Origin of the sequence: Actinomycetospora lutea (genome assembly GCF_028737205.1) — a bacterium.
Taxonomy (GTDB): domain Bacteria; phylum Actinomycetota; class Actinomycetes; order Mycobacteriales; family Pseudonocardiaceae; genus Actinomycetospora; species Actinomycetospora lutea.
Map to the genome: position 1 here is coordinate 132,274 of NZ_JAQZAL010000002.1, position 15,552 is coordinate 147,825.

Here is a 15,552-nt window from a genome sequence, read left to right on the forward strand (position 1 = left end):
TGCAGGAAAACCGTCCCACATCGTGAGAACGGTCAGCGTGACGTCAGTCCCACGAGGAGGTCGGCGCGCCGGTCGGCGTCCTCGGCGCGGGCGTGGTGCGACCAGGCGACGAGCACCGCGATCACCGCGCCGAGCAGCGGCAGGTCGCCCAGCAGCCAGGCCAGGGCACCGGCGAGGTGCTGGTCGGCGAGCAGGTCCGGCGCCCACGGCAGGCGCAGGCGCACGAAGAAGTCGTCGACGAAGACCTGCCCGCTCCCCCCGTCCGCCGGGAGCACCGGGGTGCGCGACACCGGGTGGTCGGCCGCGAGCAGGGCCAGCCCGACGAGCGCGTGCACCGGCATGGAGGCGAGGAGAAACGTCAGCCGGGCGATCGGGGGCAGGCCCGGCCCGTCCGGCGGCCCGGCGACCAGCGGGCCGAGGAACAGCACCCCGACCAGCAGGAACCACAGGGTCATCAGCGGCTGCAGCCAGCCCAGCGGCTGGGTCAGCGCGAACACGGGGGTGAGGTAGAGCAGCGCCGGCGACCCGACGACCAGCACCAGCGCCACGGCGGGGTGGCTCGCCCGGCGCGGCGTCGGCGCGGCGAGCAGGTGCTCGAGCCACTCCGCGGGTCCTTCCCGCGAGCCCTCGGGCAGCGTGCGCCGGGCCAGGACGACCGGCGCGCCGAGCGCCCAGAGCAGCGGGACGGCGGTGGCGACGAGCATGTGTCCCGCGATGTGGACGCTGAGCACCGCCGGCCCGTAGCGCCCCAGCCCCGACGAGGTCGCGACGACGAGCAGCGCGCAGCCCGCGAACCACGCCACCGCGCGCCCCCGCGGCCAGCGCGCCCCCTCGCGGGCCAGCCGGCGCAGCCCGGCGGCGTACAGCGCGGCGAGGACGACGGCCAGGGTCAGCGTCGTGAGCTCGGGGCGCCAGGAGGTCGCGAGCACCGCCGGCGTCGGCGGCGCCGCCAGCCCGTAGCCGAGGAGCGCGGTCGGGGTGCTCGTCGCGCCCGGCGCCTGCACCGGCGGCACCGCCCGGGTGGCGACCGCCGACAGGCCCACCACGGCGGCGAGCACCGCCAGCTCCACCGGCCACGCCACCCGCCCGGTGCGGCGGCGCCACAGCACCCCGCCGGCCACGAGGGACAGGGCGGCGCCGAGCAGCACGAGGACCGTCCAGTCGAGGCCCGCGCCGGGTCCGCCCGGACCGCTCAGGGCGACGATCGCGGCCAGGGCCCCCGAGGCGACGGTGACGATGCCGGCGGCCGTGCCGATCCGCGCGGCGCGCCACCACTCGCGAGCACCGCCCCGCACGACCACCAGCACCCCGAGCGTGCCGAGCCACACCGCGGCGGCCACGACGTGGAACGCGGTGCTCGACAGGGCGAGGTCGCGGCCCACGCCGTCGGCGGCGTGCCCGGTGGCCACCGGCACCAGCACCGTGGCCACCGCGAGCGCGAGCACCCCGGCGCCGCCGCTCCAGCACCGGACCTCGCCGGCCGCCACCGCCGTCGCGACGCCCAGCACGGCGGCGACCAGCCAGCCGACCGGCTCGCCGCGCGCGAGCATGGTCGTGACGAGATCCGGGCCGAGCGGGACGTGCCCGCCCAGCGAGTCGGCCAGCGACGCGGGCACCGACAGCGCCGCGCCCGCCGCCCCGACCCAGCCCGCCCACCGGGCGATGGCCAGGGCGCGGCGCCCGGTCGGGCTGAACGCGGTGGTGCCGACCGCCGGCGTGGCGACGACCAGCGCCACCAGCAGGCCGCCGACGGTCGCGGCGCCGGCGAGGTCGACGACCGTGCGCAGCACCGGCACGAGCACGCGGACCAGGACGCCCGGGTCGGCGAGGCCGAGGTCGGGATAGCCGACCGGGCCGCGGACCAGCACCGCGACGGCCGCGGCGACCAGGCCCACGCCCGCGGCGAGGGCGGCGCCGCGTCTCACGGGTCGATCTCGCTCGGGTAGCGGGCGCGGTACTCGTCGAGGTGTTGGGACTTGCAGACGTGCTGTTCCTTCTCGTTCTGCGCCTGGCGCATGCACTCGTCGAGCGTGCGCACGCCGCCGGTCTCGAGGTAGGTGACGGCGCCGGCGAGGGTGCTCCACTCGACGGCCACCGCGATCGCGACGGCGACGAGTCCCAGGGCGAGCCCCGTGAGCGGCCCCCGGCGGGAGCCGTCCCGGCCGCGCAGGCGTGCGACGGCGACCAGGGCCACGGCCACCGCGACCAGCCCCAGCGCCAGTCCGCCCCACCCCGTCCACGCGCTGACCAGCGCCATCACGCCCAGCACGGGCGCCGCGACGACGATCCCGGGGCGCCGGCGCTCGGCGGCCGTCGTCGCGTCGGGTTCCGGGGGCACGCTCCGATCGTGGCAAGAGCGCGCCGTGTCCCCGGCCCCGGGGTGCCGCCGCGGGTGGTCGGTGTCCGGAAAGTGCGGCGGCGTCCGGAGTGTTCGGCGCCGGGCCCTCAGCCCGGCGGCGCGAAGCCCGAGGACGGTCCCGCCGAGCCCGGCGGCGCCGACGACCCCGGCGGGGCGCCCGGGGCCCACCGCGACGCGGGCGAAGCGCCCGCCGCCGCGCCGGACCAGGGCGACGTCGGCGCCGGGGCCGGTCCGGAGGGCGGGGCCGGTGCGGAGGGCGGGGCCGGGCCGTTCACCGGTGCGCCGGACGAGGGCGGGGGGACGGGAGCCGGAGCCCCGGCCCACGGCGACCCGCCCAGCCGCTCGGTCTCGCGGCGCCGGCGCTCGCCCAGCACGGCGAGCAGGTAGGCCTCGGGCGGGGTGCCGGGCGGCGGGGGCGGCGCGACGCGGGCGGCGACGTCGGCGGCGAGCCGCCCGCCGAGCTGGGCGCGCATCGGCGGGGCGAGCTGGGCGGCGCGCACGAGGAACTGGCGGGCGGCGAGGGCGAGGTCGTCGGGGAGGTCGGCGAGCTCGCAGCGCTGCGCCCAGCCGGCGAGACGGGGATCCGGCGGCGGGAGGCCGGGCAGCCCCGTGCGCGGGAGGCGTTCGCGGACGACCACGGTGCCGGCCAGCAGGTCGCCGACCCGCTGGCCGCGGGCCGTGCTCGCCGACACGACGATGCCGATCACGCCGGTGAAGAACGAGAGCAGCCCGAAGTCGACGATGAACCCGGCGAGCGCGCGGGCCAGCGCGTGGCGGAAGACGATCGGGCCGCCGTCGGTGCGGACCACCCGCAGGCCCATCGCGTACTTCCCGGGCGACCGGCCGCGGGTCAGCGTCTCCCAGAGCAGCGGGTAGCCCACGAACACCCCGACGACGATCGCGAGGCCCGCGGCGGCGGCCAGCGCGTCGTCGACCTCGGAGCCGGCCAGCTCGACCACCAGCAGCACGCCGAGCAGCAGCACGAGCATGATCAGGATGTCGAGGCCGATCGCCAGCGCCCGGCTGGGCAGGCGGGCGGTGCGCACGTCCAGCTCGACGGCCTCGCCGATCACCACCCGGTCCACGGCGCCATCGTGCCAGCGCCCGTCGGGGGCCGGTGGGAGGATCGCGGTCGTGGACGTCGACGCCTACGTGGCCGCGCACCGGCCCGCGTGGGACCGCCTCGCGGACCTGCTCGACCGCCGCCGGTGGACGGGCGCGGAGGTCGACGAGGCGGTGGCGCTCTACGAGCGCACGGCCACCCACCTCTCGGTCGTGCGCTCCACCTCGCCCGACCCGGCGCTGGTCGCCCGGCTGTCGACGCTGGTCGCGCGGGCCCGCACGGCGATCACCGGGTCGACGACGGCGTCGTGGCGGGACCTCACCCGGTTCGCCACGGTCGGGTTCGCGGTGGCGCTGGCCGCCTCGTGGCGGTGGTGGCTGACGACGCTGGCGGTGTCGTCGGTGGTCATGGTGGCGGTCGGGGTGTGGGTCGCCCGCTCCCCCGACGTCCAGGCCGCGCTGCTGCCCCCGGAGGAGACCCGGCGGCTGGTCGAGGAGGACTTCGCGTCCTACTACAGCTCCGACCCGGCGTCGTCGTTCGCCGCCCGGGTGTGGACCAACAACGCCTGGATCGCCGCCATCTGCCTCGTCTCGGGCGTGCTGATCCTCCCGGTGCTCTGGGTGATGCTCCAGAACGTCGTCAACATCGGGGTCTCCGGCGGCATCCTCGCCGCCAACGGCCGCGCCGACCTGTTCTTCGGGCTGATCACCCCCCACGGCCTGCTCGAGCTCACCGCGCTGTTCGTCGCGGCCGGGGCGGGGATGCGGCTCGGGTGGGCGTGGATCGATCCGGGGCCGCTCCCGCGCTCCGAGTCGCTGGCCCGCCAGGGACGCACCACGGTCGGCATGGCGCTCGGCGTGGCGGTGCTGCTGGCGATCTCGGGCGTCATCGAGGCGTTCGTGACACCCTCGGGGCTGCCGACCGCGGCCCGCATCGGCATCGGGGTGCTCGCCGAGCTGGGCTTCGTCGCCTACGTGCTCTGGGGTGCGGCCCTCGTGCGGCGCCACGGGGCCACCGCGCCGTCGCTCGCCGACCTCGCCGCCGATCGGCGCGGCGCCGTCCTCCCAGCCGCGGGCTGAACCGATGGGCACCGTCCACGACGACCTGCTCGTCGGGCTGCGCCGCGCCCGCGACCGGATCGACCGCCACTACGCCGACCCGCTCGACCTCGACGCCCTCGCCGCGACCGCGGGCTTGTCCAAGTACCACTTCCTGCGCTGCTTCGCCCGCACCTACGGCCTCACCCCGCACGCCTACCTCACCGAGCGCCGCGTGGAGCGCGCGCAGGACCTGCTGCGCGCCACCAACCTCACGGTCACCGAGGTGTGCTGGCTCGTCGGCTACTCGGGCCTCGGGTCGTTCTCGACGCGCTTCCGCCGCCTCGTGGGCTGCAGCCCGTCGGAGTACCAGGCGCGCTGGGCGGCGACGGGCCCGCCGCGCATCCCGGGGTGCTTCGTGATGATGCACGGGCTCTCCGACCGCGCAGCGGAGCGGAGCCGGTCCGTCGACTCCGACCGCGCAGCGGAGCGGAGCCGGTCCGTCGACTCCGACCGCGCAGCGGAGCGGAGCCGGTCCATCGACTCCGACCGCGACCGCGCAATTCCGGAGAAGCCGGTGGGGGCCCGCCCGCCGGGACAATCCTCCGCATGATCACCAACATCTCGCTGTTCACGCTGTACGTCACCGACCAGGACGACGCGAAGAAGTTCTACTGCGACGTGATGGGGTTCGTGGAGGGCACCGACGTCAGCATGGGCGAGGGCTTCCGCTGGGTGACCGTCAAGCACCCGCGGCAGCCGGAGCTCGAGGTGACGCTGATGGTCCCGGGCCCGCCGCTCAACGAGGAGATGGCCGGCGCCGTCCGCCGCGCGCTCGCGAGCGGCAGCATGGGCGGCTTCGGGCTCACCACCGACGACTGCCGCGGCGAGTACGAGCGCCTCACCGAGCTCGGCGTCGAGTTCACCCAGGAGCCCTCCGAGCGGCCCTACGGCATCGAGGCCGTCATGCGCGACAACTCCGGCAACTGGCTGGTCCTCGTGGAGCCCCGGGAGTTCAGCCCGGCCGACTTCGGCTGAGCGGCTTCGGCCGGCCCCGCCGAGCTGGCAACCTCTGGGGTCGTGGACGCACAGGCGGAGCAGACCGCGGCCTGGAACGGCACCGGCGGCGACGCCTGGGTGCGCCTCCAGCCCCTCCTCGACGCGACGTACGCCCCGGTGGAGGAGCTGCTCGTCGGCCGGGTGGCGGCCGCGGCGGGGGGCTCGTCGCCGACGGTCCTCGACGTGGGGTGCGGGACCGGCGCGACGACCCTGGCGCTCGCGCGGCGGCTCGGCCCGTCGGCGCGCTGCGTCGGGGTCGACCTCTCCGAGCCGATGATCGAGCTCGCCCGCCGACGGGCCGGGGACGGCGCGGTCGAGTTCCTCGTGGCCGACGCCGGGCGCCACCCGTTCGCCCCGGGCGGCGCGGACGTGATCGCGTCGCGGTTCGGGGTGATGTTCTTCGACGACCCGGTGGCGGCGTTCGCGAACCTGCGCGCCGCCACCCGCCCCGGCGGTGCCCTGCGCGCGGTCGTCTGGCGCACGCCGCGGGAGAACCCGTTCATGACGCGCGCCGGGGAGGCCGCCCCGCCCCTGCTCGAGGTGCCGCCGTGGGTGCCCGACGCCCCCGGTCCGTTCGCCCTCGCCGACCCCGACCGGACCCTGGGCCTGCTGCGCGCCGCGGGCTGGGCGACGGCGACCGCCGACCCGGTCGACCTCCCGTGCGGGTTCGCGGAGCGCGACCTCGACGACTACGTCGGCACCATGGGACCGGTGGGCCGCGCGCTGGCCGGGCGGGACGCGGCGACCCGCGCGCAGGTCCTCGAGCACGTCCGGCCCGCGTTCGACGAGTTCCGCTCCGAGGGCGAGATCCGGTTCACGGCGAAGTGCTGGCTGCTGTGGGCGCAGGCGTGACTCAGAGCCGGCCCGCCGCCTTGAGCGCCAGATAGCGGTCGGCGACGGCCGGGGGCAGGTCGTCGGGCGCCGCGTCGACGATCTCCACCCCGCGGCGGGCCAGGCGCTCGGCGGTGCGGCGGCGGGCGTCGCGGGCGGTGCCGGCCGCGGCGGCGGTATACACGGCCTCGGCGTCGCCGCGCCCGGCGGCCATCGTCGCGAGCTCCGGGTCGGCGACCGCGGCCAGCAGCAGGGTGTGCCGGCGCAGCAGCGCGCCCAGGACCGGGTCGAGGCCCTCGGTCACCGCCGCCTCCTCCAGTCCGGTGACCAGGACGACCAGGCTGCGCCGCCCGGCGCGCGCGAGGGCCGCGGCGGCGAGCAGGCGCATGTCGGTCTCGACCAGGCGCGGCTCGAGCGGCGCCATCGCGGTGACCAGCGCGGGCAGCAGGTCGCGCTGCGTCGCGCCCAGCACGGACGCGCGCACCTCGCGGTCGAGGGCGAGCAGGTCGACGCGGTCGCCGCCGCGCGAGGCCAGGGCGGCGAGCAGCAGGGCGGTGTCGAGCGCCGCATCCAGCCGGGGCGCGTCACCGACCCGCCCCGCGGCGCTGCGCCCGGTGTCGATGACGACGAGCACGTGGCGGTCACGCTCGGGGCGCCAGGTCCGGACGACGAGGTCGTGCGAGCGCGCCGAGGCCCGCCAGTCGATCGAGCGGACGTCGTCGCCCGCGACGTACTCGCGCAGCGAGTCGAACTCGGTGCCCTGCCCCCGCACCTGGATCGCGCGGCGCCCGTCGAGCTCGCGCAGCCGGGCCAGCCGCGAGGGCAGGTGGCGGCGCGAGCCGAAGCCCGGGAGCACGCGCACCCGCGCCGGCACGACCCGCCGGCCCTGGCGGGCGCCGAGCCCGAGCGGTCCGAGCGAGCGCAGGGTGACCCGCACGGCGTCGCGGTCGCCGCGCCGGGTCGGGGCCAGGGTGGAGACGACCCGGCGCCGCTCCCCCGCCGGCACGACCAGCCGGTGCCGTGCGGGCGTCGCACCGGCCGAGGGCTCCCAGGCGTCGCGCAGCAGCACGACCGCGCGGCGCCGCGCCGGGTTCGCGACACGCAGCGCGACCTGGACCGACTCGCCGAGGCGCACGCTGGTCACGCCGTCGGGGTCCTGCTCGCGGTCGAGGCGCAGGGTCCCCACCGGCACCGCGGCCAGCGCGTCGGCGATCGCCGCGAGGGCGAGCACGCCGGACACGACGAGCACCCCGGTCCCCGACGGCCAGAGCAGGCCGACGACCAGCGCGCCCAGCGCGACGAGCAGCGCGAGGCGCCCGGTGACCGCCATGGTTCAGCGCGGGACCGGCACGGCGGCGAGCACCCCGGACACCACGCCGTCGGCGGTCACGCCCTCGAGCTCGGCCTCGGCGCGCACGGCGACCCGGTGGCGCAGCACCGGCAGGGCGAGGGCCTGCACGTCGTCGGGCGTGACGTACTCGCGCCCCGACAGCCACGCCCAGCACCGGGCGGCGAGCAGCAGCGCCGTCGCCCCGCGCGGAGAGACCCCGAGGCGCAGCGACGGCGACGACCGGGTCGCGCGGCACAGGTCGACGACGTAGGCGAGCAGCTCGGGCCGCACGGTCACCCGGGACACCGCCGCCCGCGCGGCGCGCAGGTGCTCGGGCCCGGCCACGGGGCGGACGCCCGCGCCGGCGAGGTCGCGGGGGTCGAAGCCCTCGGCGTGCCGGCCCAGCATGCGGATCTCGTCGTCGCGGGGCGGCAGGGGCAGCACCAGCTTGAGCAGGAACCGGTCGAGCTGCGCCTCGGGCAGCGGGTAGGTGCCCTCGTACTCGACGGGGTTCTGGGTCGCCGCGACGACGAACGGGTCGGGCAGCGGGCGCGGCACGCCGTCCACCGAGACCTGGAACTCCTCCATGGCCTCCAGCAGCGAGGCCTGGGTCTTCGGCGGGGTGCGGTTGATCTCGTCGGCGAGCAGCAGGTTGGTGAACACCGGGCCGGGGCGGAACGAGAACTCGGCGCTGCGCGAGTCGTAGACCAGCGAGCCCGTGACGTCGCCGGGCATGAGGTCGGGGGTGAACTGCACCCGGCGGTCCTCGAGCGACAGGGCCGCGGCCACGGCCCGGACCAGCAGCGTCTTCGCGACGCCGGGGACGCCCTCGAGGAGCACGTGACGGCGGCTCAGCAGCGCGATGACCAGGCCCGTGACGGCCGCGTCGTGGCCGACGACGGCCTTGGCGACCTCGCGGCGCAGGGCGAGCAGGGCCTCGCGGGCCTCGTCGCCGCCGACCGCGGTGTCGGTCGCCACGACCGTCGTGTCGGTGTCCTCGCTGCTGGTCACGTCGGCCATCCGATCACGCGGACCCCCCGGAGGAGTCGGCGGCCGTGTCCCGCACGGCGCGGCGCAGCCCGTCGAGGTCGCCGGCGAGCGCGACCAGCGCCGGGTCGTCGGGCGGGACCGGACCCTCGAGCAGGGCCGCGACGTCGGCCGGCGGCCTCCCGGTGCGGGCGGTGACGGCGTCCACCACGGCCGCGGTCCCGCCGCCGCGCGGCACCCCGAGACGGGCGGCGAGCTCGCGGACCGCCTCGGCCCGCAGCGCCGCGGCGGCACGGTCGCGGGCCCCGGCGCGGCGGTAGAGCCGGGCGCGGCCGCGCACGGTCTCCCCGGCGGGCACGACGACGGGCAGGTCCTCGGTCACGACGGGCCCGAGCCGCCGGCCCCGCCACAGGGCGACCGCGATCCCGGCGACGAGCAGCTGCAGCGGACCCCAGATCCACCCGGCCGGCAGGAGCTCGGAGGTGCTGCGCTCCTGGCCGGGCTCCGCGGGCGGCGGGACCGGCAGGTACCAGAGCATCTCGGGGTGCGCGCCGAGCAGGTTGAGCGCGAGCGCGGCGTTGCCCCGTTCGTCGAGGGCGTCGTTGGTGAACGGGGTCGCGTCGCCCACCACCGTCACCGTGCGCCCGCGCTCGGGCACGCCGACCAGCGAGGCCGCCCCGGTCGGCCCGTCCGTGGGGTAGCAGCGCACGGCAGCGGGGACCGCCGGGTCGACGCCGTAGGCCGCGCCCGCGAGGTCGACGGGCCCGGCGCGCACGGCGGCGGGCAGGGCGCACGCCGGCTCGGTGGGCTCGGGCAGCTCGATGAGCTCGGTGCGCACGCCGGGGGCCAGCGCGGCCAGGGAGCGCTCGTCGGGGCGCACGAGCACGACGTCGGCCCCCGACGCGGCGAGGGCGTCGCGCTGGCGCGTGCTCATGCGCTCGGGGAAGGCGACGAACACCGTGCGGCCGGGTGCGGCGGTGGCCGGGTCGAGGTCGTCGACCGCCCGGACCCGCACCCCCTGGTCCTCGAGCAGCCGGGCCAGCGCCCGCGCGCCGTCGGGCGAGGCGCCCTCGGGGCTGAGGTCGCCGACGCGCGGGGCGGCGGTGAGCACCGCGACCAGGAGCGCGGCGCCGAGCACCAGCGCGACGATCAGCACCGGCCCGCGCCAGCGCCGGGCCCTCGCCGCGAACGCGCCGTTCGCTGCGTCGCCGCGCGCGAGGTCCCCGGTGATCACGCGGCGCCCACCGCGCGGGTGGCGGTCACGGCGGCGTCGATCTCGCGCAGGCGGGCGTCGGCGGCGGCATCGGCACCGCGCCCCCCGTACACCGTCTCGTCGAACCGGCGGGCGGCCTCGAGCAGGTCGTCGGCGACGGCGGGCAGCGCGCGCCCGCCCTCGCGCGCGGCGTCGCCGGCGGTGCGGCCCTGCCGGGGCTCGAGGATCGTGCGCTCCTCGAGCGACCGGACGATCGCGCGCATGCGCTCGCGGACCGCGTCGTCGAACGCGCCGGCCGTCGCGTGCCCGTCGGCGAGGCGGCGGTGCTCGTCGGCGCTCCGCTCGCTGTCGCCCAGCACCGGGGCCCGAGCCGCCGCCGTCCGCGCGATCCGCCCGAACCGCCGGCGCACGACGACGACCACGACCACGAGCAGCACCAGGAGCACGAGCAGCCCCCACCCGCCGCCGGGCGAGATCCCGGAGGCGGCGCGCAGCAGATCCTCCAGGCGCCGCGTGATCCACCGCAGCAGCTCCTGCACCGGATCGGGCGCCGCCTCCTGGTAGACGCGTCCGGAGAGCTCCTCGCGGGCCAGCTCGCGGGCGGGGTCGGCGCCGATGTCGATCGGCACGGCCCCGGGCGCCGGCGCCCCGGGCCCCGGCACCGCGGGCCCCACCGGAGCCATCAGCGACTCATCAGCGGGGCCCGACCGCGGCCCGCTGCAGCTCGATGTCGAAGCCCTCGCGGCGCATGCGCTGGTCGACGTAGAGCAGGCCGGTGACCCCGGCCTGGAACGGCGTCGTGAGCGTGCTCGCGATGATCGACCCCAGCGCCGTCGCGAGCAGCACCCCGAGCGGCATCCCCGAGGCGCCCGACAGGCCGCCGCCCGCACTGAACGCGGCGACGCCGCCCACGATCGAGAACGGGATCGTGATCACGAAGGCCACGAAGGCGGCGATGATCGCCCCGAGCAGCTGGATGCCGAGCACCGGCCACCACCGCCCCTTGACGAGGAACCACGACCGGCGCAGCGCCTCGGTGACACCGACGCCCTCGAGGACGTAGGCGGGCGCGGCCAGGGAGAGCGAGACCCCGACCCAGATCAGGACCACGAGGGCGGCGAGCACGCCGATGCCGATGACGACCCAGCCGAGCGTGGGGTCGACGAGCAGGAGCAGGAGCCCCGGGATCGCGCCCACGAGCAGGATGCCGATCGCGATCAGGGCGATGAGCAGCGAGAGCCCGATGACGCCCAGGATGCGGGGCTGCGCGGCGCGCCAGGTCTCTCCCGCGTCGACCGGGGCGCCGAGCACCGAGCGGCTGATGACCACCATGAGGATGCCGGTGAGCACCGACGTCGCGACGAGGGTGACGATCCCGCCGCCGAGCGACGACGCGCCCGTGCCGGCGATCTGCCCGGTGACCCGGGAGAGGTCGGGCGAGCCACCCAGCGGCGTCGGCGTCGCGTTCGGGACCAGCAGCGTCAGCACGAGCTGGGCCAGCGTGCTGATCACGGCCACGACCGCCGACCAGCCCAGCACGATCTTCGGGTGCGCGCGGATGTAGCCGAGCGCGCCGTCGAGGATCTCGCCGAGCCCCAGCGGGCGCAGCGGCACGATCCCGGGCTTCGGCGCGCGGGGCGGCATACCGCCGCCCGGCTGACCGAACCCCGGCTGACCGGCGGGCTGACCGTAGCCGGGCTGGCCGTAGCCGGGCTGGCCGTAGCCGGGCTGGCCGTAGCCGGGCTGGCCGTAGCCCGGCTGGCCACCGGGGGCGCCGTACCCGGGTTGCTGTCCGTAGCCGGCCTGCTGCCCGTACCCGGGCTGGCCGTAGCCCGGCTGGCCACCGGGGGCGCCGTACCCGGGCTGCTGCCCGTACCCCGGTTGCTGCCCGTAGCCCGGTTGCTGCCCGTAGCCCGCCCCGCCGTAGCCGGGCTGCTGGCCCGGGCCGGGCTGCTGGCCCGGGCCGGGCTGCTCGCCGCCGGGCGGCCCCGCAGCGGTCGGCTGGTCGCCGCCACCTCCCGGATCCCAGGCCGGGACCGAGGACGGGCCGGGCGTGCCGTGCGGCGGGGTCGGCTCGCCGTTCTCACCGTTGCCGCTGGACGAGCCGGACGAGCTGGAGCCCGACGACTCGGGCGTCGGGTCGGACGACGACGGACCACTCACCAGGGCACGCTCCCCTCTCTGCGCCGGTGACTCCCCGCGCCGGACCGATGACGCGGTGATCGTGCCACGCGTGCGCGCACGGCACGCGTGAACGACCGCCACCGTGTGTCTGCCACGATCCTCCGGTGGCCCTGCACTCCGCGATGTGGCGACGGCTCGACATCTCCGACGGCCTGGCGCACGGCGCCCTCTCCGACTACACCCCGGACGCGACGCACCGCGACGGCGCCCACCTGCTCGACGGCTCGGCGGTCATGCGCGACGACGCGGGGGCGTGGTCGCTGCGGTACTCGGTGATCGCCGACCGGTCCTGGCTGACCCGCACGGTGTTCGTGGAGGTGCTCGCCGACGACGGGCTCGAGCGGGTCACCCTCGAGGTCGACCCGCGCGGCGAGTGGTCCCTCGACGGCCGCCCCTGGCCCGACCTGCGGGGCTGCACCGACATCGACGTCTCGGCCTCGCCGCTGACGAACACGCTGCCCGTCCGCCGCCTCGACCTCCCGGTCGGCGGCGAGGCGGCCATCGACGTGGCCTGGCTCGACGTGCCCTCGCTCGCCGTGCACCGCGTGCGCCAGGTCTACCGGCGGGGCCCCGACGACGCCCGCGGGCTCGCGACCTACACCTACGCCGACCCGACCTACGGCGAGTTCGGCGTCACCGTCGACCCGGTGGGGATGGTCATCGCGTATCAGGGCCTGTTCACGCGGGTGGCCTGAGTACCGTCGACCGGGACACCCGCAGCAGGACGACAGGAGCGCGCTGGATCGTGGCCCCGCTGCGTCTCCCCTCCGGCCCCGCCCGGTGGTTCCTGCTGGCCGCCGTGCTGCTCGCGCTGGTGGCCGTCGCCCTCACCGTCCCGGTGCCCGCGCCGCTCGAGGTGCGCGACCGCGTCGCGGCGCTGGGGACGTGGGCCCCGGTGACGTTCCTGCTGGTCCACACCCTGGTGACGACGACGCCGGTGCCGCGCACCGCGTTCTCGCTGTCCGCCGGGCTGCTGTTCGGCCCGTGGCTGGGCGTGGGTCTGTGCCTCGTCGCGAGCGTCGTCTCGGCCGCGGCGGGGTTCGCGATCTCGCGGCGCCTCGGGGGCCGCGCGGTGCGCCGTCTCGGGCCGGGGCGGGTGCGCATGCTCGAGGAACGGCTGAGCTCGCGGGGCCTGCTCGCGGTGATCTCGGCGCGCTTCGTGCCGTTCATCCCGTTCGCCCCGCTGAACTACACGTTCGGGGTGACGAGCGTGTGGTGGCGGCACTACCTGGTCGGCACGGCGATCGGGCTGGTGCCCGGGACCGCGGCGGTCGTGCTCTTCGGCGACGCGGTGACCGGCTCGCTGTCCCCGGGCCTGCTGGCCGTCTTCGCGGTCAGCGGCACGCTCGGGGTCCTCGGCGTCACCCTCTGCGCGCGCACACCCGTCGAGCCGGTGGATCCCGACGAGGCCTGAGGGCCGTCAGCTCCCGGGCGGCGGCGCGGGCTCGGTGGGCGGCTGGGGCGCCTCGCCCACGCTGGTCCGCGGGCCCTCGGTCGGCCGCGGGCCCTCCTCGGGGCGCGGCTCGTTCGACGGCGCGATCGGGGCCAGCGGGTCGGGCGTGATGACGCCGGGCTGGGGCGCGGGACCGGGCGGCGGGAAGCCCTCGGTCGAGTAGTCGTTCGGGCTCGACGGCGACCCCGGGGCGGGCTCGGCGGGGAACACGCAGGCGCTCAGGGCCACGCCCGCGGCGAGCAGCACGCCCACCAGAGCCGCCGTGCGCCCGGCCGTCCGTCGGTTCGCCACTGCAGGTCCTCCCGGCTCCCCCGCCGGTCCTCCGCCGGCGGCGCGCAGACGGTATCGCGTCGCCGCCCCCGTCGCCGTCCTCGCCCCATGTGAGCGATCTTCGGGGCTATCGCCCCGAACATCGCTCACGAGGACCGGGGAGCCAGGATCCCGCGCGGGCGGATCGAGCGCATCGGTTCGGGCGCGACGCCCTCCTCGCGCAGGACGTCGTTGGCGGCGGTGACCGCCGTGACCGCGGCCCGCTCCATCAGCGCGGACGGCACGTCGCACGCCACCCAGTCCCCGGCCAGGCGCAGCCCGCGCGCGTCGGTGAGGACGCCGGGGCGCACCAGGTGGTAGCCGGGGTCGAAGCCCGGCGCGTTGGTGTAGCAGTAGGACTCGGCGTCGAGCACGCGCAGGTCGGCGGCCTCGGGCCACAGGGCCGCGAGCTCCTCGCGCATCATCGCCACCAGCTCGTCGACCGACACCCCGGGCGGGCAGGCGTAGGAGTGCAGCTCCAGCACCGAGCGCCCGGGACCCGCCCAGCGCGCCGACCCGCCCTCGAGGCGGTGGAACAGCGTCACCGAATCGAGGACGCGCTCGCGGGTGACGCCGGTGAACACCGCCCGGCCCGGGTCGACGTCGCCCTCGCAGAACAGGCGCGCCACGACGTAGGGCTCGCCGCTGGGCAGGGCGGAGATCCGCCGCGCGAGGCCCGGCGCGGCCGCGACCAGCTCGGGCGAGGCGGCGACGAGGTCCCGGGTGGCGGGCACGTCGGTGGCCACCACGAGGTGGCGGGCGTGGCGGGCGGGCTCGTGCTCGACGTCGACCGCCCAGCCCCGCGCGCCGTCGGGACGGAGCGACACCGCCCGCGCGCCGGTCGTGACGCCCGCCCCGTGCTTCTCCAGCAGGCGGGTGAACGGCTCCCACAGCGCCGTGCGGTAGTCCTCGACCGGGGCGTCCATGCCCAGGCCCTCGGGGTTGGCGGTGAAGTAGAAGTGGCACATGGCCAGGAACTCGGCCGCCGAGTAGCGCTGCTCGACGTTGAAGAACGAGTGCGCGAAGACCTCGAAGAGCATCGCGCGCCCGCGGTCGGAGAAGCCCAGGCCGTCGAGGAGCTCCGCGGCGGTGCGGTGGTCGTGCTCGGCGTAGGTGCGCACGGGGTCGTAGCGCAGCATCGCGAGCGCCTCGTCGGGGTCGACGTGGCGCAGCTCGCGCAGCTTGAAGCTGGGGCTGCGCAGCACGAGCGCGACGAGGTTGAGCAGCGGCGTGCGGGGCAGCGCGGTGAAGTCCTCGGACTCCCAGCCCACCGACGGGCGGCTCGCGATCGGGTAGCCGCCGACGTCGCGCAGGAAGCCGAGGTCGGGGTCGAGGCGGCGCAGGACGTCGCGCAGCGTGTAGTACTGCCGGAAGAATCCGTGGTAGCCGTGCTCGACCACCACCTCGCTGCCGTCGGACAGCCGCCGGTCCCAGGTGCCCAGGCGCCCGCCCAGGTGCGGCGCCGCCTCGAGCAGCTCGACCTGCACGCCCCGCTCGGCGAGCACGAGCGCGGCGCTCACCCCGGCGATGCCGCCGCCGACGACCACCGCCGTGGCGTCCGGCCCGACACGCTGCGGGAGGTCGGGGCGGGGAGGGACGTGCTGGTGGAGGTGGCGGGAGGCGGACACGAGCGCGACCCTAACCGCGCGGGTCGCACTGTTCCGGATGAGCGCGGTGCTCGTAGAGTCCACCTCACTAGTCGTTAAGGTCCCGACGACGGGAGTCCC

Annotated in this window: 16 protein-coding genes; 6 read left to right on the plus strand and 10 right to left on the minus strand. The window is 77.2% G+C overall.

The window, feature by feature from the left end:
- Nucleotides 1-32: 32 nt before the first annotated feature.
- The 3 genes from PHK61_RS03250 to PHK61_RS03260 all read right to left on the minus strand — a co-directional run bounded on the left by PHK61_RS03250 (nt 33) and on the right by PHK61_RS03260 (nt 3,444).
- A complete protein-coding gene (locus PHK61_RS03250; RefSeq protein ID WP_274279523.1) occupies nt 33-1,925 on the minus strand; it encodes a cytochrome c oxidase assembly protein in 1,893 nt (630 codons plus the stop codon).
- A complete protein-coding gene (locus PHK61_RS03255) occupies nt 1,922-2,338 on the minus strand; it encodes a hypothetical protein (RefSeq protein ID WP_274279524.1) in 417 nt (138 codons plus the stop codon). Before PHK61_RS03255 ends, PHK61_RS03250 begins: the two co-directional genes overlap by 4 nt.
- Nucleotides 2,339-2,445: 107 nt before the next feature.
- Complete coding sequence (locus PHK61_RS03260) at nt 2,446-3,444, minus strand: RDD family protein (protein ID WP_274279525.1); 999 nt, start codon at nt 3,442-3,444, stop codon at nt 2,446-2,448.
- 49 nt (nt 3,445-3,493) lie between these two features.
- On the opposite strand from PHK61_RS03260, the gene PHK61_RS03265 reads away from it, so the two are divergent.
- Genes PHK61_RS03265 through PHK61_RS03280 form a run of 4 tightly spaced genes read left to right on the plus strand, consistent with a single transcriptional unit; the run spans nt 3,494 to nt 6,370 of the window.
- On the plus strand, nt 3,494-4,501 hold the full coding sequence (locus PHK61_RS03265) for a stage II sporulation protein M (protein ID WP_274279526.1): 1,008 nt from the start codon (nt 3,494-3,496) through the stop codon (nt 4,499-4,501).
- 4 nt (nt 4,502-4,505) lie between these two features.
- Entirely contained in the window at nt 4,506-5,072 is a 567-nt protein-coding gene (locus PHK61_RS03270) for a helix-turn-helix domain-containing protein (RefSeq protein WP_337993913.1), read from the plus strand.
- Nucleotides 5,069-5,497 carry a VOC family protein gene (locus tag PHK61_RS03275; protein ID WP_274279527.1) on the plus strand — a complete coding sequence of 143 codons (429 nt, stop codon included), beginning with the start codon at nt 5,069-5,071 and terminating at the stop codon, nt 5,495-5,497. Before PHK61_RS03270 ends, PHK61_RS03275 begins: the two co-directional genes overlap by 4 nt.
- Nucleotides 5,498-5,539: 42 nt before the next feature.
- Nucleotides 5,540-6,370 carry a class I SAM-dependent methyltransferase gene (locus PHK61_RS03280; protein ID WP_274279528.1) on the plus strand — a complete coding sequence of 277 codons (831 nt, stop codon included), beginning with the start codon at nt 5,540-5,542 and terminating at the stop codon, nt 6,368-6,370.
- Nucleotide 6,371: 1 nt separating this feature from the next.
- Here the strand turns inward: PHK61_RS03280 and PHK61_RS03285 are convergent, their stop codons facing one another.
- From PHK61_RS03285 to PHK61_RS03305, 5 genes are read right to left on the minus strand one after another with little or no spacing between them, the layout of a single operon-like run.
- Nucleotides 6,372-7,679 carry a DUF58 domain-containing protein gene (locus PHK61_RS03285; RefSeq protein ID WP_274279529.1) on the minus strand — a complete coding sequence of 436 codons (1,308 nt, stop codon included), beginning with the start codon at nt 7,677-7,679 and terminating at the stop codon, nt 6,372-6,374.
- A gap of 3 nt (nt 7,680-7,682) precedes the next feature.
- On the minus strand, nt 7,683-8,657 hold the full coding sequence (locus PHK61_RS03290; RefSeq protein WP_274279712.1) for an AAA family ATPase: 975 nt from the start codon (nt 8,655-8,657) through the stop codon (nt 7,683-7,685).
- 46 nt (nt 8,658-8,703) lie between these two features.
- The gene (locus PHK61_RS03295; protein WP_274279530.1) at nt 8,704-9,900 is read right to left on the minus strand and encodes a DUF4350 domain-containing protein; all 1,197 of its coding nucleotides are present in this window, start codon (nt 9,898-9,900) and stop codon (nt 8,704-8,706) included.
- Nucleotides 9,897-10,562, minus strand: a complete 666-nt coding sequence (locus tag PHK61_RS03300) for a DUF4129 domain-containing protein (protein WP_274279531.1) — start codon at nt 10,560-10,562, stop codon at nt 9,897-9,899. Before PHK61_RS03300 ends, PHK61_RS03295 begins: the two co-directional genes overlap by 4 nt.
- A 10-nt stretch (nt 10,563-10,572) precedes the next feature.
- Nucleotides 10,573-12,042, minus strand: coding sequence for a DUF7847 domain-containing protein (locus PHK61_RS03305; protein WP_274279532.1), 1,470 nt, complete (start codon nt 12,040-12,042; stop codon nt 10,573-10,575).
- A gap of 125 nt (nt 12,043-12,167) precedes the next feature.
- Between PHK61_RS03305 and PHK61_RS03310 the strand changes: the two genes are divergently transcribed.
- Both PHK61_RS03310 and PHK61_RS03315 read left to right on the plus strand, forming a co-directional pair.
- Entirely contained in the window at nt 12,168-12,758 is a 591-nt protein-coding gene (locus PHK61_RS03310; protein WP_274279533.1) for a putative glycolipid-binding domain-containing protein, read from the plus strand.
- Between the two features lie 50 nt (nt 12,759-12,808).
- Complete coding sequence (locus tag PHK61_RS03315) at nt 12,809-13,477, plus strand: TVP38/TMEM64 family protein (RefSeq protein WP_274279534.1); 669 nt, start codon at nt 12,809-12,811, stop codon at nt 13,475-13,477.
- A 6-nt stretch (nt 13,478-13,483) separates the two neighbouring features.
- Here the strand turns inward: PHK61_RS03315 and PHK61_RS03320 are convergent, their stop codons facing one another.
- Together PHK61_RS03320 and PHK61_RS03325 are read right to left on the minus strand one after the other, a co-directional pair.
- The gene (locus PHK61_RS03320) at nt 13,484-13,807 is read right to left on the minus strand and encodes a hypothetical protein (protein ID WP_274279535.1); all 324 of its coding nucleotides are present in this window, start codon (nt 13,805-13,807) and stop codon (nt 13,484-13,486) included.
- Nucleotides 13,808-13,932: 125 nt separating this feature from the next.
- A complete protein-coding gene (locus PHK61_RS03325) occupies nt 13,933-15,453 on the minus strand; it encodes an FAD-dependent oxidoreductase (protein ID WP_274279536.1) in 1,521 nt (506 codons plus the stop codon).
- Between the last annotated feature and the right edge of the window lie 99 nt (nt 15,454-15,552).